Below are 16,511 nucleotides of genomic sequence, written 5' to 3'. Positions count from 1 at the left end.
CCGCCGATCCCCTTCCCCCCCGCCGCCCCGTCGCCCCCCGACGGGTCCGAAACACCCCCCGCGTGGGGGCGGCCGCCCCCCGGCGCGACCGCCGAGATCGCCTCGTCCACCGGTCTGCCGCCCGCGCTGTTGTCGGCGAGCTTCCTGGCCTCGCCGAGAGCGGTACTGAGCTTGTCCATGCCCGTCGCGTAGTCCGTCTCGTACTTGTCGTTCTTGCCGTCGGCCGTCAGGACCGCGCCCCGCGCGACCAGGGTCAGATTCTCGTTCGCGCGGGCCTTCAGGGAGTTGATCCTCGCCTCGTTGAGGACCTTCAGCGACTCCTGGCCCTGCTTCTGGGCGTTGTCCAGCTCGGCGCGCGCGACGGTCTGGCCGACGGCCAGCCACAGCAGCAGCACCGCCGCCCCCGCGGTGGCCGCGAGCAGACCGTGGTTGAAGACCCGGTTCGTCCGCCGGTAGTTGCGCCGCTGCGCCCACACGAGCACCCCGAGCGCCACCACCCCGAGCGCCAGCGAGACGAACGGCCACAGCCGCGCCGCGTCGTTGTCCCGCGCGAGCCGGTCCGTCTCCGCCGCGTACAGCTTCTCGGCGGCGGGCAGCAGCTCCTTGGTCATCTGTTCGTTGGCGTACCGCAGATAGGCGCCGCCCAGCGGCAGTCCCTGCCGGTTGTTGGCGCGCGCCCGCTCCACCAGCCCGGTGTAGCGCGGCAGTCCCTCGTTGAGCGTTTTTATCTGCCGCCCGGACTCGCTGTCGCCGTCCGTGTGCGTCGCCGCCGTGATCAGCAGTCCGGACGCCGTCGCGATGTCCTCCCGGTACCGCTCCTGCACCTTTTCGGGCTCCTGGGCGCCCGCCAGGAAACCGCTCGCCGCGGCCGTGTCGGCGTCCGCCAGCGACCGGTAGATGTTCGCCGCGTCCGCGCTCAGCGGCTGACTGCGGCTCACCACGTCACCCGCGGCGGAGTGCCGGTCGCTGATCTCCCACGCCGTCACCGCCCCGAACGCCACCACCAGCAGGGCCAGCGCCGCCCCGATGATCCTCAGCCGTCCGGGCTCCGTCGTCGCCGCGGCGCGCAGCCGGTCCGTCGTCTCCCACCATGCCGCGCGTCGCGCGGGAGGCTGCGCCGCATCCGGCTCCACCGGTGGCCCCGCCGGCGCATGCCGCGGAGCCGACGGTGGCGCTGTGCGCACATTCGGCGGGTATGTCACGTGACCTCCCCCTCGGTCAAGGACGACGGCGGCCCGCCCCCTGCGGGCCGGGAGACAGCTCTCGGCCAGCAGTATGGCCGCAGGTACCGACAACTGCGCAAGAGCTGACTGGATCTTGACGCCTGAAGTGTCCGCCGCAGCCGCCCGGTCTCCCCACCATGAATACGCCGGGGCCCGGAGATCGGTTCCCCTTCACGGCAGTTCGTATGCGTTCGGATGGTTCACGGCCGGGCCACCCGGCTTCTTCCCCCGCCGCCCCTCGTACCGTCCCGGTACCCGCGGCTACTTGGCCAGGTTCGGCGGCGGCACGATCGGCGACGCCGCCAGGGACTGCGGGGACGTCGGGCTCGCCAGCGCCGAAGGGGCCGCCACACCGGCCGCCGGATCCGGCGCCGACTCCTGCTCCACCGCCGCCGGCAGCCCGCCGACGATCCGGATGCCCGCCTCGTCGAAGGCCTGCTTGATCCGCCAGCGCAGCTCGCGCTCCACCCCGACGGCCTGACCGGGCATGGTCTTCGCGGAGACCCGTACCGTCACCGAGTCCAGCAGCACCGAGTCCAGACCCAGCACCTCCACCGGACCCCACAGCCGCTCGTTCCACGGATCGTCCTTGGCGAGCTTCTCGGCGACCTGGTTGATCACCGTACGGACCCGCTCCAGGTCCTCCGACGGCTTGACCATCACATCGACGGCGGCCGTGGCCCAGCCCTGGCTGAGGTTGCCGATCCGCTTCACCTCGCCGTTGCGCACGTACCAGATCTCGCCGTTGTCGCCCCGCAGCTTTGTGACCCGCAGCCCGACCTCGATCACCTCGCCCGAGGCCACCCCCGCGTCGATGGTGTCCCCGACCCCGTACTGGTCCTCCAGGATCATGAAGACGCCGGAGAGGAAGTCGGTCACGAGGTTGCGCGCGCCGAAGCCGAGCGCCACGCCCGCGACCCCGGCCGACGCCAGCAGCGGCGCCAGATTGATGCTCAGCGCGCCGAGCATCATCAGCGCCGCCGTGCCCAGGATCAGGAACGAGGTCACCGACCGCAGCACCGACCCGATGGCCTCCGACCGCTGCCTGCGCCGCTCCGCGTTGACCAGCAGCCCGCCCAGAGCGGTCCCCTCCACCGTCTGGACGCTGCGGTTCATCCGGTCTATGAGCTTCGTCAGCGCCCGGCGGATCACATGGCGCAGCACCAGCGCGATCACCAGGATCAGCGTCATCCGCAGACCGATGCTCAGCCAGGTGGCCCAGTTCTCCTCGATCCAGCTCGCCGCGTCGGTCGCCCGGTCCGCCGCCTCGTCGAGAGTGACGGGGTCGGACGAGGAACCGGCTGCCAGCGGAGCGGACCAGGACACGACAGAAAACCTCCAGATACGGCCGACCGGATGCGCGGCGGCCGCGACAGGTGTACGGCGGTGCCGACCACACTAACGGGGCAACGTGGCCCGCCCGGCGCTCCGCGCGACGGAGAGACACTCCTCACGTAGGCCCTGTCGCGCCCCTGTACAGCCCTTGTGAGGCCCGGGGCGAGCGGCGCCTCCTCTTGGTGGCGGAAAACACTCCGAGCCCGTTACCTGGACGTGGTGGCGTTTCGACCAGGCATGAGGGGAGACTGAGAGCAGATCGTCCCGGCGCGAGCCACGTGCCGCCGGCGTACAAGGAGGCATCCGTGCCGCATGTCCTGGTCCTCAACGCGTCGTACGAGCCGCTCGGCGTCGTACCGCTCCGCCGCGCGCTCGTCCTCGTTCTGGAGAACAAGGCCCTCTGCCTAGAGGAATCCGGCGCCTATATGCACAGCGAGACCCGCGTCATCCCCGCCCCCAGCGTCGTACGGCTCAAGCGCTTCGTACGCGTCCCCTACCGGGGGCCCGTCCCGCTCACCCGCCGTGCGCTCTTCGCCCGCGACGGCGGACGCTGCATGTACTGCGGAGGCGTCGCCACCAGCGTCGACCACGTCATCCCCCGCAGCCGCGGCGGACAGCACGTGTGGGACAACGTGGTCGCCGCCTGCCGCCGCTGCAACCACGTCAAAGCAGACCGCCACCTGCGAGAACTCGGCTGGCGCCTCAACCACCAGCCCGCCCCGCCCTCCGGCCTCGCCTGGCGCATCATCGGCACCGGCCACCGGGACCCGCGCTGGATGCCCTATCTGCAACCGTACGGAGCGGAGGACGCGGTGGCCCGCATCGATTCCTTTCTTGTCTGAGGGCTCGGTCCGCCTCCGGGGCGCCCGGTCCTGAGGCGGACCGCGGCTCACAGGCGGAGGTCTACGAGAGGCCCCGGGGGAGCACCTCGTAGACCTCCACCTCGAACAGCGAGTATCCGAAGCGTGTGGCCCGTGTCCCGCCCTGGACGCGGATGTGGCGCGTGTCCTTCGCGTCCAGGCCGACCGCCTCCCGGCCGCCCCTGCCGTCCTCGACCGTGGCCGCCGTGCGCCAGGTGCGGCCGTCCTGGGAGACCTGGATCCGGTAGCTGCCCGCGTACGCCTCCTGCCAGTGCAGGACCACGCGGCCGACGTGGGCCGGGCGGGCCAGGCGCAGTTGGAGCCAGGCGTCGTTCTGTACGGGGGAGGACCAGCGGGTCGTCGGGTCGCCGTCCACCGCGCCCGAGGCGGGGAAGTCGGGAGTCTCGTCGCCCGAGGAGGTCGCGGTGGACGTGCGCGCCAGGTCCGGGCCGCCGGTGGCGGGGGAGGCGCGTACCGTCAGGGTGCGTTCCTGGCCCGCGAAGGTGAGCGGCACCTCGTAGGTGCCCGCCGGGGTGCCCTTCGGGACGCTGACCTCCAGGGGGACGGTCGTACGGGAGCCGCGCGGCACCGTCGTCTCCTTCGGGGCCTTCACCCGGATGCCGGAGGGCGCCTTCGCCTTGAGCGCGCTTCTCACCGTGCCGGGCCGCAGCGCCGTCAGCCGGGCCTCCACCCGCTCGGGGGCCCCGCCGATCTGCGCGTCCGTCTCGCCGCGCGCCAGCGCCAGACCGGCGCGCGGCCCGTCCGCGAACCAGGGGGCGAAGGCGATCGCGGACGGCGGTCCGCCCGCGTGGGGGCCGCCGGGCCAGACGAGCCGTACCGCGTCCACCCGGAGCCCCTTCAGCGCCGGGCCGCCGCTCTCCGTCCAGCCGCTCGGGGACAGCGGCCCCAGGGCGCGCCAGCCACGGCCCGGCACATGCGCCTCGACGGTCGCGCCCCTTCCGGTGCCCGGCGTGGTCATCGTGTGCAGCGCCTCGACGGGCCGGGGCCGCCCCACGCCGACCGTGTACGTGCGTCTGCCGTCCCCGGTGGTGTCCTCCGTGACCGCCCGGCCCCGTGCACGGTCCGCGCCCGTCCAGGCCGACGCCTCCCTGGCCGCCTTGTCCAGGAAGGCGTCCAGTACGCCCTTGCCGACGGTCGCCGTGCCCGCCCGCGCCGACGCGCGCAGCGGCGCCAGCCGTACCGAGGCCCGCCAGGCGCCCGCGCCGTCGCCGCGGTCCTGGGCGGTCAGCATGTCCACGGCCAGTTCGCCCGCCTCGCCGTACCGGGCGAGCTGGCCGAGCCAGGGCCGTACCTCGTCCACCAGCAGCCCACCGGCCGTGCCGGAGAGCCGATCCCCGGCCTCGCGCATCGCGGTGAACGCGTCCCGCAGCGCGGTCGCCGCCGCCGCGCGGGCCTTTGCGTCCGTGGTCGTACGGGAGTCCAGGAACGCGGTCAGGACCGGCCGCAGATACGCGGACTCCGACGGGCTGAGGACGGAAGAGGCGCCGTTGCCCGCCAGGACGGCCAGCGCCTCACGGGCCCGGTCGTCGCCGCCCGCGAGGTCCGCCACGGCGGCCCGCCAGGACTCCTGGGGATGGTAGCCGCGCGGGTTCCACGCGTAGTCGGCCGCCGTGAACAGCGGGATACGGGACGCCGACGCCTGCTCCATCGCGTTGGCCAGCAGCGCGGCGGACCCGGCGGCGACCGCGGGCTCCCGGCCGGTGTACGGGCCGAGGAAGAGCCGGTCCTGCGCGTAGTCGTTGACCGGATAGTTGTCCAGGGTGACCATCGGGTGCTTGAAGGCGGCCCGCGCGGTCCTCAGCTCACGGCCGGTGATCGTACGGGGGACGACTCCGACACCCGTCCACGCCACCTGGACGGAGGGGGCGAGCGCCCCGGCCAGCGCCGTGCGGTAGGCCGTCGCACCGTCCTGGTAGTACTCGGTCGGCATCACCGTGAGCGGTTCGGAGCCCGGGTGGAGGCGCTCCAGCCGGGCGGCCACCGCGTTCGCCACCCGGGCCTGCGCCCTGGCCGCCGCCCCGGGACCGCGGCCGAACGTCGCCGCGTCGGCGCGGCAGTGCCACTCGCTGTAGCTGACGTCCTGGAACTGGAGCTGGAAGGCGCGTACCCCCAGCGCCCACATCGCGTCGATCTTGCGGTTCAGCGCCCCGAGGTCCCGCTCCGAGGCCGTGCAGAGCGACTGGCCGGGGGAGACGGCCCAGGCGAGCGTGACATGGCCCTGCCGGGCGCGTTCGGCCAGCTCACGGAAGCGGGCGCGCTCCGCCTCGGGATAGGGCTCGCGCCAGCGCGCCTGGCGGTACGGGTCGTCGCCGGGCGCGTACAGGTAGCGGTTCTGCTTGGTGCGCGCCATGAAGTCGAGCTGCGCGAGCCGCCGCGCGTGGCTCCAGGGGCGCCCGTAGAACCCCTCGGCCGTACCGCGCACCGCCGTGCCCGGCCAGTCCCGTACGAGGACTCCCGGGACGGCGGGCCGCCCGTCGCCCGGGGCCCTGGTGATGAGCTGGCGCAAAGTCTGGGCGGAGTGGAAGAGGCCGTCGCCGCCGATGCCGTCCAGGGCGACGGTGCCCCGGCCCCCGACGGTGCCCACCGCGAGCCGGTAGCCGCCGGACGGGATCGTGGCCTGCTCCGGGGCGCGCAGCGCGTCGAGCGCGGCGCGGGCGCCCGCGCCGCCCGCGAGGACGACAGCACCCTTCCCGGGGACGCCGCCGGACGCCGGCACGGTGCGTACGGCGCGGACCCCGGCGGAGCGCAGCACCGCGGCCAGCTCCCGGACCGCGTACGGGTCGGCTCCCGCGCCCGCGACGACCGTGGTCCCGTCCCCGAGGGCGACGGGTCGGCCGGCGGCCCGGATCGTCTGCGGGCGGGGCCAGACGGCGGGTAACGCCTGCTGCCTCACCCGTTCGGATGAGGAGGCCACGGAGGGCGCCGGCTCCTTCGGGGTGGCCGACGCGCTCGGCGCGGTGCCGACCAGACCGCCGATCACGGCGACGGCCACGGCGGTCGCGGTTCCCCTCGCGGTTCCCCTCCTGAGCCCGAACCGCATGCCTGGCTTCCCTCCTGCTGCTCCTCGGTACCGCCGGTACCGCTGCCCGGCCCCGGCGAGGTCATCTCCCCAGGCGGACCGCCCGGCAACCACCGCGCGGGCCTCCGGTTCCGGCGGCGGCGACCTCACCCTCCGCCTGTGAGGGTGTCACCGCGCGCGGCCGTTGTGTCGCATTTGCCCGTTGTGGTAATCATGACCGACGCGGCGCGCGGTCCTGAGCGACCTCGGCGGGGAATACGGCCGGTCCGGCCGGTGAGTTCGGGGAACAGAACGTGACTCAACACACGTTTACGGGGGGTGGACGTCTGCGCCCTCGTCCGCTGGGTAGGGCTGCGGTGTCCTGTTCTCCCATCCTCTGGAGGCGCCGTCATGGCCGCATCCGCACAGCTCCTGCTCTCCGCCCTCTCCAAACAGACCGAGCCCGCGCCTCTGACCAGCGAGCCTCCCCTCGCCGCCGTCTTCGCGGGCCCCCTCACCAGCGAGCCCCCGCTCGCCGACGCGGCCCCTCTCACCAGCGAACCTCCTCTCGCCGACACCGCCCCCCTGACCAGCGAACCGACCGCGCCCGGCACCGCCGGCGGTACGGAGTCCCCAGGGGTATGACCTTCTGAACAGGAGTCCGTATGGGCTTGGCCAGGCTCGCCGAGCTGCACGGTGTCGCCACCGGGTACGCACCCTCACCGGGCACCGACGACCCGGTGCCGGACGACACGGTCGTCGCCGTGCTCGCCGCCCTGGGGGTCGACGCGTCCACGCCCGCGGCGGTGAGCGCCGCGCTGAGCCGCGCCGAGTCCGCCGCCGCGAGCCGTCTGCTGCCGCCCACACTGGTGCTCTGGAGCCCGTCCGACCCCGCCGCACCGGCCGGAGCGGAAGCTGCCCGCGCCCCGGAGGCCGTCGACCGGCCGCTCCCGGCCGCCCTGACCGCGCTCCCGGCGGGCTCGTCGCTCCGCGTGGAGGTCGAGTACTGGCAGAGCGTGCGGGGCGAGACGGTCGAGCTGCCCTGCGTGGCCCCCGTACCCGCCGCCCGCGTCCCCGCCACCCCCTCCGCGTGGTCCCGGCTGCCGCTCGGCGTCCACCGGCTCCGCGTCGAGGCCCCCGACGGCCGTACGGAACAGGCCGTCCTCGTCGTCGCGCCCGAACGGCTGCCGCAGCCCCCCGCGCGTACGCACGGCTTCCTGGTCCAGCTCTACTCGCTCCTCTCCGCCCGCTCCTGGGGCATGGGAGACCTCGGCGACCTCGCCGAACTCGCCACCTGGTCGGGCCGCTCCCTCGGCGCCGGATTCGTCCAGATCAACCCGCTGCACGCCGCCGTGCCCGGCGCGCCCACCGACCCCTCCCCGTACCGCCCCTCCTCGCGCCGCTTCCCCGACCCGGTCCATCTGCGGATCGAGGCCGTACCGGAGTACGCGTACGTGAGCGGCCCGGACCGCGAGCGGCTGGACGCGCTGGCGGAGAAGGCCGCGGCGCTGCGCGAGGCCGTCCTCGGCAAGGGCCAGGGCGCCGGCGGCGAGGACGGCGGGTACGGCGAGCTGATCGACCGCGACGCCGTGTGGGAGCTGAAGCGCGCCGCCCTGGAGATCCTGGACCGCGTGCCCCTCGGCCCCGGCCGCCACGCCGACTACTGCGACTTCCTCGCGGCCCAGGGCCGCGCCCTGGAGGACCACGCCACCTGGTGCGCCCTCGCCGAGGTGCACGGCTCCCGGTGGCGCGACTGGCCCGAGGAGCTGCGCGACCCGCGCTCCGCCGAGACCTCCGCCGCGCGGGCCCGGTTGCTCGACCGCATCGACTTCCACTGCCGCCTCGCCTGGCTCACGGACGGACAGCTCGCCGACGCCTCACGGGCCGCCCGCGACGCCGCAATGGCCGTCGGGATCGTCCACGACCTCGCCGTCGGCGTCCACCCGGACGGCGCCGACGCCTGGGCGCAGCAGGACGCCTTCGCCGACGGCATCTCCGTCGGCGCCCCGCCGGACGCCTTCAACGCGCTCGGCCAGGACTGGGGGCTGCCCCCGTGGCGCCCCGACGTCCTGGCCGCCTCCGGCTACGCCCCGTACCGCGGACTGCTCCAGGGCCTGCTCCGGCATGCCGGGGCGCTGCGGATCGACCATGTCATGGGGCTGTTCCGGCTCTGGTGGGTGCCGCGGGGACAGCCGCCCACGCACGGCACGTACGTGCGCTACGACGCCGAGGCGATGCTCGCCGTCCTCGCCCTGGAGGCGCACCGCAGCGGCGCCGTGGTCATAGGGGAGGACCTGGGCACCGTCGAGCCCGGCGTGCGCGAGGCGCTGGAGCGGCACGGGGTGCTCGGCACGTCCGTGCTCTGGTTCGAGCGCGACTGGGCCGGTACGGGGCAGCCGCTGCCGCCCGAGCGCTGGCGCGAGGGGTGCGTGGCCACCGCCACCACCCATGACCTGCCGTCCACGGCGGCGCGGCTCACCGGCGAGCACGTGGAGCTGCGCCACCGCCTCGGTCTGCTCACCCGTCCGCTGGAGCAGGAGCAGTCCGAGGACCACGCGGAGGTCGCCGAATGGCTCGGCTGCCTCACCCGGCTCGGACTGCTGCCCGGCGGCGACGGCGACGAGGAGGAGGCCGTCCGCGCCGTCTACCGCTTCCTGCTGAGAACCCCGGCGCGGATGGTCGGCGTCTGGCTGCCGGACGCGGTGGGCGACCGCCGCCCGCAGAACCTGCCGGGCACCTGGGACCAGTACCCCAACTGGCGGCTGCCCGTCGCGGACGCGCGGGGCCGCCCGATGGCGCTGGAGGACCTGGCCGCCTCGCCGCGTCTGCACCGGCTGGCGGAGGTGCTGCGGCACGGCTGACCCCCGCGCGCGGCGGGCGCGCCGTGCGGTACGGCACCCCGCCCGCGCGGGGCTCCGGGGCGTTCGCTACGTTTGCACCGTGGACAAGAAGAACACTCTGCGCGCCGGCGCCCTGGCAGCCGGTACGACGCTGATGATGCTGCTCATGACGTCCCCGGCCCTCGCGCTCACGCGCGACGACGGCGACGACCCCGGCCAGGGCCTGAGTGTGGTCGAGACCCTCGGCCTCTTCGTGGTCGCCCCGCTGGTGATCTTCGGTGTCATCACCGGTCTGGTCATGGTCCTCGACAAGTCCCGCAAGCAGCACGTCTGACGCTTCCGCCTCCGAAGGCGTCGCCCGCACCACGACCGGTGTCCGGGCGGCGCCTTCGCGCGTCCCGGGACCTTGAGGCCCCGGGCCCCGAGGTCCCGGGACGGGACGCCCGGCCTCCGACGGCCGGGCCCCGACGCCCCTGACGCGAGCTACTCGGGCAGCCGCCAGACCTGGTTCTCGGAGCCGTGGCAGTCGAAGAGGATGAGCGGCGTGCCGTTCTCCGTGACCCCGTCGGTCAGGTCCAGGCACCGGCCGGAACCCAGGTTCCTGAGCGTCCCGTCACCCTGGCTCTCCCACTGCTGCGCCGCGCTCCCGTTGCAGTCCCACAGCCGTATGGGCGTGTTGTTCTCCGTACCGCTCCACTCCACGTCCATGCACTTGCCCAGTGCCTGGAGCGAGCCCCCTTCGACCACCTTCCAGCGCTGGGCGTCGGTGTCGTTGCAGGTCCACAGTTGCAGTACGGCGCCGTTCTCCGTGTCGGAGTTGGCGACATGGAGACACTTGGACGCCATTCCGGTCACCGCGCCCTCCGGATCGGCGGGCTTCTCCGGTGTGAGCTCGACCGGGGACGGGGCCGCGCTGGTCGGCGTCGGGCCTGCCAGGTCGGTGGAGTCGCTCTCGCCCCAGTTGGGCTGGACCACGAGCAGGACCGCCCCGACGACCGCCACGACCGTGGCCACGCCCGCCGACACCAGGGCGGCCCGCCGCCCGGCGGGGGCGGCGGGCGGCGCGGGGGCGGGCGGCTGCGGGGCTATGAGCGTCCGGGGAGCGGCGGCGACCGTCAGCGCCTCGTGCGGGTCGGAGCCCGGAGCGCCGCTCGGGCCGAGGCCCTCGGCGCCGCCGTCCACGACCGTCGGGGTGGCGCTCTGCGGGTCGCTGACGAGCTGCCGGTAGACGGGGTCGTCGGTCAGCGCGGTGCGCACGTCGCACCGCCGGATGATCTCCGCCGGGTCGGGCCGCCGCGCGGGGTCCACCGCGACACACGCGGTGATCAGCTCCGCGAGCACCGGATCGACGCCGTCGAGGTCGATCTCCCCGTGGAGGGTGCGGTAGACCACTCCGGCCGCGTTCTCCCCGAAGGGGCCGCGCCCGGTGGCCACGTACGCCAGGGTGGCCCCGAGGGCGAACACGTCCGCCGCGGGACCGACCGAGTTGTCGGCCATCACCTCGGGCGCGGTGTACCCGAGGCTGCCCACCGTCTGCCCGAGCTGGGTCAGCGCGGTCTGGTCCGCCGTACGGGCGATGCCGAAGTCGATCAGACGGGGGCCGTCGGCCGACAGGATGATGTTCTGCGGCTTCAGGTCGCGGTGGCTGACCCCGCGCGCGTGCACGTCCGCCAGCGCCTCGGCGAGAGCGGCGAGCAGCAGCAGACAGAACCGGTCCGGCAGCCCGCCCGGCCGCTGCGACTGCACGGCCGCGCCGAGTGTGGGCCCCGGCACGTACTCCGTCGCCAGCCAGTAGGGGCGCGCGTCGACCTCGCAGTCGACCAGCGCGGCCGTGTACGCGCTGCGCACCCGCCCCACGGTCTCCACCTCACGGCGGAACCGGGCCAGTACGTCGGCGGACTCGGCGAAGTCGTCCCTGACCACCTTCAGCGCGAGCAGTCGGCCCCCCGGTGAACGGCCGAGGTAGACCTGCCCCATGCCCCCGGCGCCGATACGTCCGAGAACCGTGTGGGGGCCGAGCTTGGTGGGGTCGGTGGTACGCAGCTTTTTCACGGCGGGATCATCTCGCATATCCGGCCCGGGAGTTGAACTGGGTAGCCGCTGGGGCCGGCTGCGGCCCGCGACGCCCGCCGGGACCGGGCCGCCTCCGGGCCGTCGTCGCCGGGAAAACACCGATCCGCCCCTCACGTCCACGCCACCGGCCGCGCCCGGGGCGTCGGTGGCATCGTGGAGTGGGAGCGGCGGTCGATCGGTGCGGTGCGGTGCAGTGCGGTGCGGGTCGGTCCGGGTCGGTGCGGTCCGGTGCGGTCCGGTCGGGTCAGACGATCTGCGGCACGGCGCCGGCGATCTCGTCGTCCCAGTTGGTGACGATCGGCTTCTCGACCACGGCCGCCTCGGGGAGCTTCAGCGAGACGGGGTTCTCGTCGTCCTCGGAGGTGGCGACGATGACCTCCTCGAACTCCACACCGGCGTCGCCCTTGGTGGTCTTGGGGTTGATACCGGCGTAGGCGACGGTGGAGCCGGTGAGCTTGATCGCGTCTTCGCCGCCCTGTCCGACCGGGGAGGCGACCCCTTCCCGCTTCGAGCCGAAGGACACGCTGGGGGTGTTGGGGTCGAGGTAGCAGGTGATGCCGGACTTGGCGGAGACGGTGACGAGGTAGTAACCGCCGGCCTGGGTCTCCGAGGTGACCTTGAAGTTCAGGTCGTTGGTGCCGCAGGACTGCCCGTAGCCGTCCTTGCCGCTCTCGCCGGAGCCCGCCGCCGAGCCGGTGGAGCCGGAGTCCTCGGAACCGGAGTCCTTCGAGCCGGAGCCGGCGTCCGAGGCCGAGTCCGAGCCGGAGTCCGAGCCGCCGGTGGAGCTCTCACCGGCGCTGCCGGCGGTGGCGGACTCCGTGGCGGAAGAGGTCGCACCGGCGGCGGCGCCGTCCTCCTCGGGGCCGCACGCGGTGGTCGTGGCGGCGAGGGCCGTCACGGCGGCCGCGGCGAGGACGAGGCGGGTGGAACGGGCGGCGAGACGCGAGCGCATCTTGAATCTCCAGCGGCTGTCGGTTGCGGTGTTCCCTGCTGACACCGACGACATTAGGGCTGGGTCGATCCTCAAACGATCCCGTGGATGTCCGGGTTCTGTCTCAGCGATCCGGTTCCTTCAAGACGCGTCGAATTTCGCCAATCCCCAGCTCAGGGGCGCCCGGTGACCACCCGTGGGCGGTCACCGGGCCCGGACCACAGCCCCGGCGGCAGCCGGTTACGCGGCTCCGGCCGCCTCGTCCGCCGCCTGGGCCCGCAGCGCGCGTTCCACGCCCGAGCGGGACTCCGAGATCAGTCGGCGCAGCGCCGCGTTCGGGCCCGCCGAGGCGAGCCACGCGTCCGTCGCGTCCAGGGTCTCCTGGGAAACTTGGATCGCCGGGTAGAGCCCGATCGCGATCTGCTGGGCCATCTCGTGCGAGCGCGACTCCCAGACGTCGGCCACCGCGGCGAAGTACTTCTCCGCGTACGGCGCCAGCAGCTCGCGCTGGTCGGTCTGGACGAAGCCGCCGATCACCGCCTCCTGGAGGGAGTTCGGCAGCTTGTCGCTCTCCACCACCGACGCCCACGCCTCCGCCTTGGCCTCGGCCAGCGGCCGGGCCGAGCGGGCGGCGGCCGCGTGGCGTTCACCGGCCGCGGTGCGGTCGCGCTCGTACTCCGCCGCGATCTCCTCCTCGTCGTGGAGTCCGACCGCCGCCAGCCGCTGCACGAACGCCCAGCGCAGCTCGGTGTCGACGGCCAGGCCCTCGACCGACTCCGTACCGTCCAGCAGGCCCTGCAACAGGTCGAGCTGGTGCGGTGTACGGGCGGTCGCCGCGAACGCCCGCGCCCACGCGAGCTGGTGGTCGCTGCCCGGCTCCGCCGCCCTGAGGTGCGCCAGCGTCGCCTCCGTCCACTGCGCCAGCCCCGCCTCGCGCCACGCGGGCGCCGCGTACAGGTCCAGCGCCAGCTTCACCTGACGGTGCAGCGACTGGACGACGCCGATGTCCGACTCCTTCGCCACACCGGACAGCACCAGCGCCAGGTAGTCGCGGGCCGCCAGCTCGCCGTCGCGCGTCATGTCCCACGCCGACGCCCAGCACAGCGCGCGCGGCAGCGACTGCGTGAAGTCCCCGAGGTGCTCGGTGACCACGCGCAGCGACTCCTCGTCGAGCCGGACCTTCGCGTACGACAGGTCGTCGTCGTTGAGCAGGATCACCGCCGGGCGCGGGGTGTCCGCGGGGAACGGCACCTCCGTACGCTCGCCGTCGACGTCCAGCTCGATCCGGCTCGTACGGACGAGCTTGCCGTCCGCGTCGAGGTCGTAGCAGCCGACCGCGATCCGGTGCGGACGGAGTGTCCCACGCGGCGGAGCCGCATCATCGGACACAGCACCCTTGGCGCCCGCCGGGAGCGCCGGGGCCTCCTGCCGGACCACCAGCGAGGTGACGTTCCCCGCCTCGTCCAGCTCGATCTCCGGGCGCAGGATGTTGATGCCGGCCGTCTCCAGCCACGCCTTCGACCAGGTCTTCAGATCACGCCCGGAGGTCTCCTCCAGCGCGCCCAGCAGATCCGACAGGCGCGTGTTGCCGAAGGCGTGCGCCTTGAAGTACGCCTGCACGCCCTTGAAGAACTCGTCCTGCCCGACGTACGCGACGAGCTGCTTCAGCACGGAGGCGCCCTTGGCGTACGTGATGCCGTCGAAGTTGACGAGCACGTCGTCCAGATCGCGGATCTCCGCCATGATCGGGTGCGTGGAGGGAAGCTGGTCCTGCCGGTACGCCCACGTCTTCATGGAGTTGGCAAACGTCGTCCAGGAGTGCGGCCACCGCGAGTCCGGCGCGTACGCCTGGCAGGCGATCGACGTGTACGTGGCGAACGACTCGTTCAGCCACAGGTCGTTCCACCACTCCATGGTGACCAGGTCGCCGAACCACATGTGCGCCAGCTCGTGCAGGATCGTCTCGGCCCGCGTCTCGTACGCGGCGTCCGTGACCTTCGAGCGGAAGACGTACTGGTCGCGGATGGTCACCGCGCCCGCGTTCTCCATCGCGCCCGCGTTGAACTCCGGCACGAAGAGCTGGTCGTACTTGGCGAAGGGGTACGCGTAGTCGAACTTCTCCTGGAACCAGGCGAAGCCCTGCCGCGTGACCTCGAAGATCGCGTCCGAGTCCAGGTACTCGGCGAGCGAGGGACGGCAGTAGATGCCCAGCGGCACCGACTGCCCGTCCTTCTCGTACGAGCTGTGCACCGAGTGGTACGGGCCGGCGATCAGCGCGGTGATGTACGTCGAGATGCGCGGCGTCGGCTCGAAGACCCAGAGGTGGTCCTCGGGCTCCGGGGTCGGCGAGTTGGAGACGACCGTCCAGCCCTCGGGGGCCCTCACGGTGAACTGGAAGGTCGCCTTCAGGTCCGGCTGCTCGAAGGAGGCGAAGACGCGGCGCGCGTCCGGCACCTCGAACTGCGTGTAGAGGTACGCCTGCTCGTCGACCGGGTCGACGAAGCGGTGCAGCCCCTCGCCCGTGTTGGTGTACGCGCACTGGGCGACGACCGTCAGCTCGTTCGGACCCTCGTGCAGCTCCTTGAGCGCGATCCGCGAGTCCGCGAAGACCTCGGCGGCGTCCAGCGCGGTGCCGTTCAGCACGACCTCGTGCACCGCCGGCGCCACCAGGTCGATGAAGGTCTCCGCCCCCGCCTCCGCGCTGCGGAACCGCACGGTGGTCACGGACCGGAAGGTGCCGCCCTCCTGCGCGCCGCTGAGATCGAGATCGATCCCGTACGAGTCAACGCTGAGGAGGCGCGCGCGCTGCTGTGCCTCTTCGCGGGTCAGATTTGTGCCAGGCACCCGGTTCATCTCCTCGGTATGTGACGTGTGGAGTCATCCTTCCACGGCCGGTACGGGAGATGCTGTGGCGGAGCGGGCCGTCCCGCCCTTCCCGGGAGGTCAGGGGCGCCCGGGTGTTGATCCCGGGCGGCGCCGGGCGAACGCTTGTCCTATGCATCGAAAGGGACAGGACACCGGACGGCCCACCGACGGAAGCGGGTTACCCCCGTCCGTCCTCGCCGTCGCCGCCGCCACCTGCTGCGTCGTCACCACGGAGATGCTGCCCGTCGGGCTGCTCACCCCCCTCGGGCGGGGGCTGGGGGCGTCCGACGGCACGGCCGGGCTCGCCGTCACCCTCCCCGGGCTGGTCGCGGCGCTCGCCGCGCCCCAGCTGCCGGGCGCCGCGCGCCGCGCCGACCGGCGGACCGTGCTCCGTACGCTGCTGCTCCTGCTCGCCGCCGCCAATGTGCTCTCCGCGCTCGCGCCCGCCTTCGGGGTGCTGCTGGTGGCGCGCGCCCTGGTCGGGATCTGTGTCGGAGGCGTCTGGGCGATCGCGGCGGGGCTCGCCGGGCGGCTGGTCGGCGGCGCCTCGGTGGGGCGGGCCACCGCCGTGATCTTCAGCGGGACCGCGGTCGCGTCCGTGCTGGGGGTGCCCGCGGGGACGCTGATGGGGGGTCTCGTCGGGTGGCGCTGGGCGTTCGGCGCGATGGCGGTGCTGGCCGTCGGGTCCGCCGCGCTGCTCGCCGTGCTGCCGCCGCTGCCCGCGCGGGAGCCGGTCCGGCTGCGGGAGGTCGCGGGGCTGCTCCGGCTCCCGGGTGTACGGGCGGTCCTGGTGGCGGCCGGGCTGCTGGTCACCGGGCACTTCGCCGCGTACACCTATGTGCGCCCGGCCCTGGAGCGGGTGGAGGGGATCGGCCCCGGGCCGGTCAGCGGGCTGCTGCTGGGGTACGGGGCCGCCGCGCTCGCCGGCACCTTCCTGGCGGGCGCGGTCGCCGTCCGCGCCCCGCGCGGGGCGCTGCTCGGACTCGCGGCGCTGCTGGCCACGACGGTCCTGCTGACCGTCCCCGCGGGCGGTTCCCCGGCCGGCGCCGTGGCGCTGCTGCTGGTGTGGGGCGTGGCGTACGGCGGGGTGCCGGTCAGCGCCCAGAGCTGGCTGATGACGGTGGTCCGGGGCCACCGGGAGGCGGGCTCCGCCCTCTTCACCGGGGTCTTCAACGCGGCCATCGCCCTGGGCGCGCTCCTCGGCGGGCGGGCCGTGGACCGGCACGAGGTCGCCGGGGCGTTCGGGCTCGGCGGGGCGCTGGCCGCGCTCGCCGTCGCGCTGGGCACGGGGATGACGGCGGGGCGGGTGCCCCGTACCACCGGCCACTGAGCCCGGGGGTACGGGGCGCCCGCCCCGCCGTGTAC

General features: G+C 73.9%; 11 protein-coding genes. 5 read left to right on the top strand and 6 right to left on the bottom strand.

Annotation, left to right across the window (positions count from 1 at the left end; genetic code table 11):
* A partial coding sequence (locus ACFXPK_RS13205; RefSeq protein WP_385074745.1) for a hypothetical protein occupies nt 1-1,202 on the bottom strand: 1,202 nt, incomplete at its 3' end.
* A 282-nt stretch (nt 1,203-1,484) separates the two neighbouring features.
* Nucleotides 1,485-2,549, bottom strand: a complete 1,065-nt coding sequence (locus ACFXPK_RS13200) for a mechanosensitive ion channel family protein (protein WP_385005963.1) — start codon at nt 2,547-2,549, stop codon at nt 1,485-1,487.
* A 314-nt stretch (nt 2,550-2,863) separates the two neighbouring features.
* Between ACFXPK_RS13200 and ACFXPK_RS13195 the strand changes: the two genes are divergently transcribed.
* Complete coding sequence (locus ACFXPK_RS13195) at nt 2,864-3,400, top strand: HNH endonuclease (RefSeq protein WP_384909881.1); 537 nt, start codon at nt 2,864-2,866, stop codon at nt 3,398-3,400.
* Between the two features lie 61 nt (nt 3,401-3,461).
* On the opposite strand, the gene ACFXPK_RS13190 is transcribed toward ACFXPK_RS13195, so the two are convergent.
* Nucleotides 3,462-6,479 carry a beta-N-acetylglucosaminidase domain-containing protein gene (locus ACFXPK_RS13190; RefSeq protein ID WP_385074741.1) on the bottom strand — a complete coding sequence of 1,006 codons (3,018 nt, stop codon included), beginning with the start codon at nt 6,477-6,479 and terminating at the stop codon, nt 3,462-3,464.
* Nucleotides 6,480-6,848: 369 nt separating this feature from the next.
* Here ACFXPK_RS13190 and ACFXPK_RS13185 point away from each other — a divergent pair, with 369 nt between their 5' ends.
* From ACFXPK_RS13185 to ACFXPK_RS13175, 3 genes are all read left to right on the top strand, one after another.
* A complete protein-coding gene (locus tag ACFXPK_RS13185) occupies nt 6,849-7,082 on the top strand; it encodes a hypothetical protein (RefSeq protein WP_385006577.1) in 234 nt (77 codons plus the stop codon).
* A 20-nt stretch (nt 7,083-7,102) separates the two neighbouring features.
* Nucleotides 7,103-9,298, top strand: a complete 2,196-nt coding sequence (gene malQ, locus ACFXPK_RS13180) for a 4-alpha-glucanotransferase (protein WP_385074738.1) — start codon at nt 7,103-7,105, stop codon at nt 9,296-9,298.
* Nucleotides 9,299-9,377: 79 nt separating this feature from the next.
* Nucleotides 9,378-9,611, top strand: coding sequence for a hypothetical protein (locus ACFXPK_RS13175; RefSeq protein ID WP_385006581.1), 234 nt, complete (start codon nt 9,378-9,380; stop codon nt 9,609-9,611).
* Between the two features lie 149 nt (nt 9,612-9,760).
* Here ACFXPK_RS13175 and ACFXPK_RS13170 read toward each other — a convergent pair whose 3' ends face one another.
* The 3 genes from ACFXPK_RS13170 to pepN form a co-directional block, all read right to left on the bottom strand.
* The gene (locus tag ACFXPK_RS13170; protein ID WP_385074735.1) at nt 9,761-11,329 is read right to left on the bottom strand and encodes a ricin-type beta-trefoil lectin domain protein; all 1,569 of its coding nucleotides are present in this window, start codon (nt 11,327-11,329) and stop codon (nt 9,761-9,763) included.
* Between the two features lie 265 nt (nt 11,330-11,594).
* Nucleotides 11,595-12,302 carry a hypothetical protein gene (locus tag ACFXPK_RS13165; protein ID WP_385074732.1) on the bottom strand — a complete coding sequence of 236 codons (708 nt, stop codon included), beginning with the start codon at nt 12,300-12,302 and terminating at the stop codon, nt 11,595-11,597.
* Between the two features lie 219 nt (nt 12,303-12,521).
* A complete protein-coding gene (pepN, locus tag ACFXPK_RS13160) occupies nt 12,522-15,125 on the bottom strand; it encodes an aminopeptidase N (RefSeq protein WP_385074730.1) in 2,604 nt (867 codons plus the stop codon).
* Between the two features lie 151 nt (nt 15,126-15,276).
* Between pepN and ACFXPK_RS13155 the strand changes: the two genes are divergently transcribed.
* Nucleotides 15,277-16,476, top strand: a complete 1,200-nt coding sequence (locus ACFXPK_RS13155) for an MFS transporter (RefSeq protein ID WP_385074727.1) — start codon at nt 15,277-15,279, stop codon at nt 16,474-16,476.
* Nucleotides 16,477-16,511: the final 35 nt, after the last annotated feature.

This window comes from Streptomyces sp. NPDC059142 (genome assembly GCF_042755665.1).
Classification (GTDB): Bacteria; Actinomycetota; Actinomycetes; order Streptomycetales; family Streptomycetaceae; genus Streptomyces.
Note: the sequence above shows the minus strand (reverse complement) of the source record. Positions and strands in the feature narration are given on the sequence as shown.

Excerpts from the sequence above, each read along its gene's own strand:
- ACFXPK_RS13190 (WP_385074741.1), bottom strand. The coding sequence starts at position 6,479 with ATGCGGTTCGGGCTCAGGAGGGGAACCGCGAGGGGAACCGCGACCGCC.
- malQ (WP_385074738.1), top strand. The coding sequence starts at position 7,103 with ATGGGCTTGGCCAGGCTCGCCGAGCTGCACGGTGTCGCCACCGGGTAC.
- ACFXPK_RS13155 (WP_385074727.1), top strand. The coding sequence starts at position 15,277 with ATGCATCGAAAGGGACAGGACACCGGACGGCCCACCGACGGAAGCGGG.
- ACFXPK_RS13185 (WP_385006577.1), top strand. The coding sequence starts at position 6,849 with ATGGCCGCATCCGCACAGCTCCTGCTCTCCGCCCTCTCCAAACAGACC.
- ACFXPK_RS13165 (WP_385074732.1), bottom strand. The coding sequence starts at position 12,302 with ATGCGCTCGCGTCTCGCCGCCCGTTCCACCCGCCTCGTCCTCGCCGCG.